Raw genomic sequence first — 9,680 nt, 5'->3', positions numbered from 1 at the left:
GCGTCAGCGCGAGCGCCGCCACGGCCGCGCAGGCGGCGAGCCACGCCGCGACGCGTCGCCGACGCGCGGGGCGCGGGCCCGGAGAGGGGGACGTCAGGGTCATGGCGGGGCTGGACTCCTCTGCGATCCCATGACCGCACGATCAGCTGCGATTCTAGGGCGAGGCCCCTGAGCGCACCCCGAGACGAGCCGGGCTCGCTCGATTCCGTCGTCCGTTCACAGTCCGTACCGCTGCGCGATCCGTCGGACGGGGACGGATGCCGCGCGAGCGGTCGCCGGGTGGGAGGATCCCGGGGTGACGCCTCGCCCCGATCCCGCGCTCTGCGCCGCGCTGCGCGGCGACCTCCTCGACGCCGGCTACACGGCCGCCGCGGTGCGGGAGCTGTGGGGGCCGCTCGCCGACGACGCGATCGGGCACGGCCTTGCGCGGCCGGCGCTCGCCGCGCTGGGAGCGCGCACCGATGCGCTCGCGGTCCTGGCGCGACTGCTCTTCCTGGGCGTGGCATCCCCGGTCGCCGAGGTGGACGCCGCACTGCCGCGCACTCGTGCCGCCGGAATGGTCGCGCTGGGACTCGCGGGGCTCGAGGAGACCGCCGTACGCCCGACCGCGACGATCCGGCCGCAAGAGGCCGGGACCGAGACCGGATCGGTGCAGTGGTGGATCGCCGCCGACCCCGACGAGGCGGTCGTGGGCGGTCCATTGCCCGTGGGGCATGTGCTCGGCGTGGGCGGCGCATCCCTCACGCTCGCCGGGCTCCAGCTGGCGAGGCCGGTCGCGCGCGTGCTCGACGTGGGGACGGGATGCGGCATCCAGGCCCTGCACGCGCGGCTCGCTGCGCCCGAGGTCGTGGCCACGGACGTCTCCATGCGCGCACTGGAATACACTCGGCTGAACGCGCTCCTCAACGACCTGGACGGCATCGAGACGCGGCACGGGAGCCTGTTCGAGCCGGTCGCGGGCGAGCGCTTCGACCGCGTCGTGTCGAACCCGCCGTTCGTGATCACCCCGCGCGCGGCGGGCGTGCCCGCCTACGAGTACCGTGACGGCGGTCTCGCCGGCGACGACCTCGTCGCCGCGTTCGTGCACGGCGTCGGCGACGTGCTCGCTCCGGGCGGCACCGCGCAGCTGCTCGGCAACTGGGAGTACCGCGCCGACGCGGACGGCCTCGACCGCGTGCGCGGCTGGGTGGCGGACGCGTCGGCGCCGCTGGACGCGTGGATCGTCGAGCGCGAGGTGCTCGACCCGCTCGCGTACGCCGAGCTGTGGGTGCGCGACGGCGGCACCGCGCCCGGCACCGCAGGCTACGCGGACCTGGTCGGCGCGTGGCTCGACGACTTCGCCGCGCGCGGCGTGACAGCGATCGGGTTCGGCTACGTGCTGCTGCGCCGCCCCGCGCACGGCCTGCCGACCCTGGCGCGCTACGAGCGTCTCACCCGGCCGGTGCCGGAGGGTCTCGGCATCCACCTCGCCGCCGCGCTCGCGGCCCACGACACCCTCGCGGAGCTCGACGACGAGCGGCTCGCGGCATCCGTCCTCGTCGTCGCCGCGGACGTGACCGAGGCGCGCCACCACCTGCCCGGCGCCGAGGCGCCGAGCGTCATCGAGCTGCGTCAGGGCGGCGGCTTCGGCCGCGTCGTCGAGGTCGACCCGGCGCTCGCCGCCCTCGTCGGCGCGTGCGACGGCGATCTCGCCGTAGGTCCGCTCGTCGACGCGATCGCCGACCTGCTCGAGGTGGATGCCGTCGCGCTCCGCGCCGACGTCCTGCCGCGCGTGCGCGAGCTGCTCTTCACGGGCTTCCTCGCGTTCGCCTGAGCCTCTCGCGAGCCGCGGCGCCTCGCGCTTCGCTCGCCGAGTCAATGCTCCCGCGCCCACTCACTCTGCTGCTGCCCAGTGACTCGACCGCGAGACAGTGAGTCGGCGAGCACCAGCGCGCGGTGGGGTGGGGTCGAGGCGCGCGGATAGGCTCGAACCCATGCTCAACATGGCCGAGGGCCTCGCCCGACTCGGCGCGCTCGCGAACCTGCCGGTGGTCCGCACGCTCGCCGACGCCTTCGCCGACGCCGGCTTCGAGCTGGCCGTCGTGGGCGGTCCGGTCCGCGACGCCCTGCTCGGCCGCGACACGCACGACCTCGACTTCACGACCGACGCCCGGCCCGACGACATCCTCCGGGTCGTGAAGCCGCACGCAAGCGCGCACTGGGACATCGGGCGCGACTTCGGCACGATCGGGGCCCGTGTCGCGCGCGAGCAGGTGGAGATCACGACCTACCGCGCCGACAGCTACGACGGCGTGACCCGCAAGCCCACGGTCGAGTTCGGCGACACGCTCGAGGCCGACCTCGCCCGCCGCGACTTCACGGTCAACGCGATGGCGCTGCGCGTTCCGGGGCCCGCTCTCGTCGACCCCACCGGCGGCGTCGAGGACCTCGTCGCCCACGCGCTGCGCACGCCCGCCGACCCGCACGTCAGCTTCGGCGACGACCCGCTGCGCATGCTCCGCGCCGCCCGGTTCGCGTCGCAGCTCGGCTTCGACGTCGACGCGGCGACCCTCGCCGCCATGACCGAGCTGCGCGAGACGCTCCGCATCGTGAGCCCCGAGCGCGTGCAGGGCGAGCTCGTGAAGCTGCTGCAGACGGATGCCCCGGATCGCGGCATCCGGATCCTCGTCGAGACGGGGCTCATGGCCGAGTTCCTCCCGGAGGTGCCGGCGCTGCGCCTCGAGGTCGACGAGCACCACCACCACAAGGACGTGTACGAGCACTCGCTCACCGTGCTGCGCCAGGCGATCGAGCTCGAGCACGCGCGCCACCCCGGTGACGCGCCCGACGTCGCTCTCCGGCTCGCGGCGCTGCTGCACGACATCGGCAAGCCCGCCACGCGCCGCCTGGAGCCGGGCGGCGGGGTGAGCTTCCACCACCACGACGTCAAGGGCGCGCGCCTCGCGCGCAAGCGGCTGCAGGCCCTGCGGTTCGACTCCGCGACGACGGATGCCGTCTGCCGGCTCGTCGAGCTGCACCTCCGCTTCTTCGGCTACGCCGAGGGGGCGTGGACCGACTCGGCCGTGCGCCGGTACGTGCGCGATGCCGGCGACGAGCTGGAACGCCTGCACATCCTCACGCGCGCCGACGTCACGACCCGCAATCGCCGCAAGGCGACACGGCTGCGGCTGGCGTACGACGACATCGAGCGGCGCATCGACGAGCTCGCGGCGCAGGAAGAGCTGGACGCCATGCGCCCGGCCCTCGACGGCAACCGGATCCAGGAGATCCTCGGCATCCGTCCGGGTCCGGTCGTGGGCGAGGCGTACCGCTTCCTCCTCGACGTGCGGCTCGACGAGGGCGTGCTCGACGACGCGGAGGCGGAACGGCGCCTGCGCGCCTGGTGGGCCGACCGCTCCTGACGCTCGCGTGCGAGGCGCGTCGTGCGAGGCGCGTCGTGCGACGGGTTCGTGCGCGCGCCGGCCGGATGCGGGGACCGGGGAGGCCGGCACGCACCGGAGCGTCGGCGAGCGGCGAGGGCCCGGATGGCGCGACGAAACCGGGCCGGGTGTGCGGCAGGATTGACGGGTGACTGAGACGCGTGACGACACGCCCACCCCCGCCCTCGTCGCACTGGCCGAGGCCTGCGGCATCGCGACGACGTACTGGTCGTTCTACGGCGAGCACGTGCACGTGCCGTCCTCCACGCTGTGCGCGGTGCTGCGCGCGATGGGCGTCGACCTGCCGGCATCCGACGAGACGGGTCCCGAGACCGCCGTTCCGGCGCCGCCGGCCGATGCCGCGATCGATGCCGCCCTCGCCGAGGTCGAGGCCCGTCCGTGGCGCCGCCTCCTGCCGCCCTCGGTCGTCGTCCGCGAGCGCACCGGCGCCGTCGTCGTGCACGTCGAGGACGGGCACGACGTGTCCCTGAGCCTCACACTCGAGGACGGCTCGTCGCAAGAGCTGCCCATCCCCGACCAGGAGCCCGAGTCGCGCGAGGTCGACGGCGTCGCGCGCTGGCGTCTGCACGTCCCGCTCCCGGCCGACCTGCCGCTCGGCTGGCACACGATCCATGCCGAACAGCGCATGCACGATGCCGACGAGCCGGACGCGGTGGACGAGTGCGCGCTCGCCGTGACGCCCGACCAGCTGCCGCCGACCCCGAGCCGACCGGGGAACGGTGGCCGGGCCTGGGGCCTCATGGCTCAGCTCTACTCGGTGCGATCGCATTCCTCGTGGGGCATCGGAGACTTCGCCGACCTCGGCGAACTGGCATCCGTCGCCGCCGACCGCGGCGCCGACTTCCTGCTCGTCAACCCGATCCACGCCGCCGAGGTCGTGCCGCCGATCGAGCCCTCGCCCTACCTGCCGGCCACGCGTCGCTTTCTCGCGCCGCTCTACATCCGCCCCGAAGACATCCCCGAGGCCGCGAAGCTGCCGAAGACCAAGGCCGCGCGCCTGGTCGCCGCGCACGCGTCGGTCGCCGACGCGAATCTCGACGCCGACCGCCTCGACCGCGACGCCGCGTGGACCGCCAAGCTCGTCGCGCTCGAGCTCGTCTTCCGCGTGCGCCGTCTCAAGACCCGCCAGCGCAGCCTCGACGCCTACATCGAGGCGCAGGGCCAGCCGCTCCTCGACTTCGCGCTGTGGTGCGCTCTCGAGGAGCACTTCGCCGCCACGCTCGCCCCGGGCGAGCCGCTCCCGGACGAGGCATCCGACATCTCGTCGCCGCTCGTCGCGCGCCTGCGCGAGCAGCTCGCCGACCGGGTCGCCTTCCACACCTGGCTGCAGTGGGTCGCCGACGAGCAGGTCGCGGCCGCCCAGCGGCGCGCCACCGAGGAGGGCATGCGCATCGGCGTCATGCACGACCTCGCCGTCGGCGTGCACCCGAAGGGGTCGGATGCCTGGTCGCTCCGCTCCATGTATGCGCAGGGGGTCTCGGTGGGGGCCCCGCCCGACATGTACAACCAGCAGGGCCAGGACTGGAGCCAGCCGCCGTGGCTGCCGACCGCGCTCGCCGAGTCGGGCTACGCGCCGCTGCGCGACCTCGTGCGCACGATGCTGCGCGGCGCGGGCGCCCTGCGCATCGACCACATCATGGGCTTCTTCCGCCTGTGGTGGATCCCCGCCCCGCTCGGACCGCAGGCGGGCACCTACGTCCGCTACGACCACGAGGCGATGATCGGCGTGCTCGCGCTCGAGGCGCACCGCGCCGGCGCCGTCATCGTCGGCGAGGACCTCGGCAACGTCGAGCCGTGGGTGCGCGACTACCTGTCGGGCCGCGGCATCCTCGGCACGTCGGTGCTGTGGTTCGAGACCGAGAACGGCGGCCCGAAGCCGCCGGAGCACTACCGCGCGGCCGTGCTCGCAACCGTGAACACGCACGACCTGCCGCCCACGGCCGGCTATCTGCAGGACGAGCACGTCGCCCTGCGCGCACGGCTGGGCCTGCTCACCCAGCCGGTCGACGAGGCGCTCGCCGAGGCCGCGACCGAGCGCGAGGGGATGCTGTCGGTGCTGCGCGAGCGCGGGCTCATCGGCGCCGACGCCACCGAGCAGCAGATCGTCGAGGCGCTGTACGTGCACCTCGTGGCATCGCCCTCGCGTCTCCTGGGCGTCGCCCTCGTCGACGCGGTGGGGGAGCGGCGCGTGCAGAACCAGCCCGGCACGCATCGCGAGTACGCGAACTGGCAGGTGCCGCTCGCCGACGCCGCCGGCCATCCCGTGCTCGTCGAGGATCTCGTCGCGAACGAGCGGTTCGCCGCGCTCACGACCGCCGTCGACGACGCGCTGCGCGCCGCCGCCACCCGCTGACCCGCGCCTGGGCCGCTCCCGGCCGGCTCCCCGCCCGAGACCGCGAGAGTGCATCTGTGCACCGAGAATGCGTGCCCGGCCTGCATTCTCGGTGCACAGATGCACTCTCGCGGTTCGGCGAGGTGGGAGCGGCGGGCGAGGGTGGGAGCGGCGGGGCGGATGCGGGGGGTGGGGGAGGGGGCGCGGGCCCAGAGCGGCACTCGCGGGACGGAGTGCCGAGGCCCATGGGTTGCAGTCTCATCACGAAAAGGCGGAATCGTGCGGCGCGCCCGCGCGGCGGGGTGAGGATGACGGGTGGGGATCCGCGCACCGGCGGGTCCGGCATCCATCTCACAGCAGAGGTAACACCCATGTCACTGCACCACAGCGCGCGCGGGCGCGCCGGTCTCGCCCTCGGGGCGGTCGGCGCCTCCGTGATCCTGCTCGCCGGCTGCGCCGGCGGGGGCTCGTCGAACGACGGAGGATCCTCCGGCGGCGGCGACCAGATCGTCGTCGGCACCACCGACAAGGTCACGACCCTCGACCCGGCCGGCTCGTACGACAACGGCTCGCTCGCCGTCCAGACGCAGGTCTTCCCCTATCTGGTCAACACCGACTACAACAGCACCGAGGTCGTGCCCGACCTCGCCGAGTCGGCCGAGTTCACCTCGCCCACCGAGTACACGGTGAAGCTGCCCAAGGGGCTGAAGTGGGCCAACGGCAACGACCTCACCTCGTCGGACGTCAAGTTCTCGTTCGACCGCAACGTCAAGATCGCCGACCCGAACGGCGCGTCGAGCCTGCTCTACAACCTCGACAGCGTCTCGACCCCCGACGACGAGACCGTCGTGTTCACGCTCAAGACCGCGAACGACCAGGTCTTCCCGTTCATCCTGACGAGCTTCCCCGGCGCCATCGTCGACGAGGAGGTCTTCTCGGCCGACGCCGTGACCCCCGACCAGGACATCGTCGACGCCAACGCCTTCGGCGGCCCGTACTCGATCACCTCGTGGGACTTCAACAAGGCCGTCGAGTTCACGCCGAACCCCGAGTACAAGGGTCTGCTCGCGGCGCCCGAGAACGGCGGGGTGATCCTCAGCTACTTCGCCGAGTCGTCGAACATGAAGCTCGCCGTGCAGGAGGGCGACATCGACGTGGCGGCCCGCAGTCTCTCGGCCACCGACGTCGAGGACCTCGGCACCAACGACAAGGTGAAGGTCGTCGACGGCCCCGGCGGCGAGATCCGCTACATCGTGTTCAACTTCGACACGCAGCCGTACGGCGCGACCACGCCCGAGGCCGACACGGCGAAGGCGCTCGCGGTGCGGCAGGCGGTGGCCGACCTCGTCGACCGCGAGGCGATCTCCGAGCAGGTCTACAAGGGCACCTACACCCCGCTGTACTCGTACGTGCCCGAGGGCTTCACGGGCGCGACCGACGTGCTCAAGGGCCTGTACGGCGACGGGAACGGCGGACCGGATGCCGCGAAGGCCAAGGCCACGCTCGAGGCCGCCGGCGTCACGACCCCCGTCACGCTCAGCCTGCAGTACAGCCCCGACCACTACGGCCCGTCGTCGGGCGACGAGTACGCGCTCGTGAAGTCGCAGCTCGAGGCCGACGGCCTGTTCGAGGTCGACCTCAAGTCGACGGAGTGGGTGCAGTACTCGAAGGACCGCACCTCGGACGTCTACCCGGCGTACCAGCTCGGCTGGTTCCCGGACTACTCCGACGCCGACAACTACCTGACCCCGTTCTTCCTGACGAACAACTTCCTGGGCAACCACTTCAGCGACGCGCAGACGGAGGAGCTCATCCTCCAGCAGGCCGTGGAGACCGACCCCGACAAGCGCACGCAGGAGATCGAGGACATCCAGGCGCGCGTCGCCGAGCTGCTGTCCACCGTGCCGCTGCTGCAGGGCGCGCAGGTCGCGGTGACCGGAACCGATGTCGACGGCGTCATCCTCGACGCGTCGTTCAAGCTCCGCTTCGCCCCGATCACCAAGAAGTAGCACCGGACGGCATCCGGTCGCCGGGCGAGCACGGCTCTCGCTCGGCGACCGGATGCCGCGGAGGACCCGCCCATGACGATCGACGTCGCCGATCCACCGCCCGCCCTCGCCGTGCCGCGCGCGAAGGGCGGCGGCAGCTCGCTGGGCCGCTACCTGCTGGTGCGGTTCGTCCTGATGATCCCGACGGTGCTGATCCTCGTCACGCTCGTCTTCTTCCTGCTCCGCCTCACCGGCGACCCCATCACCGCGGCCCTCGGCGGACGCCTGCCGGCCGATCAGCTCGCCGCGCGCATCCACGAGGCGGGCTACGACCGCCCCGTGTTCGTGCAGTACGTCGAATACCTCGGCCAGGTGTTCACGGGGAACTTCGGCACGTCGGTCACCGACAACCAGCCGGTGGTCGAGCTGCTGCTGACCTACGGCGCCGCGACCGCGGAGCTCGTCTTCTACGCCCTGATCGTCGCGTTCGTCGTCGGCATCCCGCTCGGCATGCTCGCCGCGGCCCTCCGCGACCGCTGGCCCGACGCGGTGCTGCGGGTCAGCGCGATCCTCTTCTACGCGACGCCGGTGTTCTTCGCCGGCCTCGTCGCCAAGCTCGTGTTCGGCGTGTGGCTCGGGTGGCTGCCGGTGAACGGCCGCGCGAGCGTGCGCACCGAGATCGCGCTCAAGCGCGACGGCGGCACCGGCATCTACATCGTCGACGCGATCGCGTCGGGGAACGGCGCCGCGGTGCAGGACGTGCTGCTGCACGCGATCCTGCCGGCGCTCACGCTCGGTCTCCTGACCGCAGGCATCTTCCTGCGGCTGGTCCGCACGAACGTCATCGGCACCTACAACATGCCCTACGTGGATGCCGCCCGCTCGCGCGGCGTGGGGGAGTACCGGCTCGTGCGCAGGCACGCCTACAAGCCCGCCCTCATCCCCATCGTCACGGTCATCGGCATGCAGATCGCGATGATGCTCGGCGGGGCCGTGCTGACCGAGACGACGTTCGAGTGGAAGGGTCTCGGCTTCCAGCTCGTCCACTACCTCACCGCGCGCGACTACGTCGCCGTGCAGGGGATCGTGGCGATGATCGCGGTCATCGTCGCCCTCACCAACTTCCTCGTCGACATCATCGCGGCGTTCATCGACCCGAGGGTGAGGTTCTGACATGGCCACGCGTCGCGGCATCCTGGATCGCCTGCCGGTCGTCCACCAGCTCCGTCAGAGCGTGGGCCTGCAGCGCGGCATGCTCGTCGCGGGCCTCGTCATGGCCGCGGTCTTCGTGCTCTGCGCGGTGCTCGCGCCCGTCATCGCGCCCTACCGCTTCAACCAGCTGCGCGGCCCGGACGGCAACTTCGGCGCGCAGCAGCCGCCGAGCGCCGAGCACTGGCTCGGCACCACCGTCGGCGGGTACGACGTGCTCTCGCGCGTCATCTGGGGCGCGCAGACCGCGCTCCTCGTGATCGTGGTGGCGCTGCTGCTCTCGGTCGTCGTCGGCATCGTGCTGGGTCTCGTCTCCGGCTACCTCGGCGGCTGGGTCGACCGGATGCTGGTGGTCGTCGCCGACGCGATCTACGCCTTCCCGTCGCTGCTGCTCGCGATCCTCGTCGCGATCGCCATCAGCGGCGGGCAGTCCGGCCTGTGGCCCGGGGTCATGGCCGCGGCGGTCGCGATCACCGTCGTCTTCATCCCGCAGTACTTCCGGGTCGTGCGCGCCGAGGTGGTGCGCGTCAAGGCCGAGGCCTTCGTCGAGTCGGCCAAGGTCATCGGCGCCTCGACGCCGCGCATCATGTTCCGCCACGTGCTGCGCAACGCCATCCGCACCCTGCCGCTCATCGTGACCCTCAACGCGTCCGAGGCGATCTCCACGCTCGCCGCGCTCGGCTTCCTCGGCTTCGGCATCGAGCCGACCGC

At 72.5% G+C, this 9,680-nt stretch carries 6 protein-coding genes; all 6 read left to right on the top strand.

The features are described from left to right. Positions 1-295 precede the first annotated feature (295 nt). Entirely contained in the window at positions 296-1,813 is a 1,518-nt protein-coding gene (locus WML84_RS09810) for a methyltransferase (protein WP_347345962.1), read from the top strand. Positions 1,814-1,973: 160 nt separating this feature from the next. Further along, on the top strand, positions 1,974-3,401 hold the full coding sequence (locus WML84_RS09805) for a CCA tRNA nucleotidyltransferase (RefSeq protein ID WP_347345961.1): 1,428 nt from the start codon (positions 1,974-1,976) through the stop codon (positions 3,399-3,401). 166 nt (positions 3,402-3,567) lie between these two features. Then, positions 3,568-5,793, top strand: a complete 2,226-nt coding sequence (malQ, locus tag WML84_RS09800; RefSeq protein WP_347345960.1) for a 4-alpha-glucanotransferase — start codon at positions 3,568-3,570, stop codon at positions 5,791-5,793. Between the two features lie 350 nt (positions 5,794-6,143). Further along, positions 6,144-7,781: an ABC transporter substrate-binding protein gene (locus WML84_RS09795; protein ID WP_347345959.1), complete on the top strand. Its 1,638-nt coding sequence runs from the start codon at positions 6,144-6,146 to the stop codon at positions 7,779-7,781. A gap of 72 nt (positions 7,782-7,853) precedes the next feature. Further along, entirely contained in the window at positions 7,854-8,933 is a 1,080-nt protein-coding gene (locus tag WML84_RS09790) for an ABC transporter permease (RefSeq protein ID WP_347345958.1), read from the top strand. A gap of 1 nt (position 8,934) precedes the next feature. Next, positions 8,935-9,680, top strand: a 746-nt coding sequence (locus WML84_RS09785; protein WP_347345957.1) for an ABC transporter permease, incomplete at its 3' end; no start/stop codon positions are given.

The sequence above is a fragment of the Microbacterium sp. genome (assembly GCF_039812165.1).
Taxonomy (GTDB): domain Bacteria; phylum Actinomycetota; class Actinomycetes; order Actinomycetales; family Microbacteriaceae; genus Microbacterium.
This window is presented reverse-complemented; position numbering and strand designations above follow the sequence as displayed.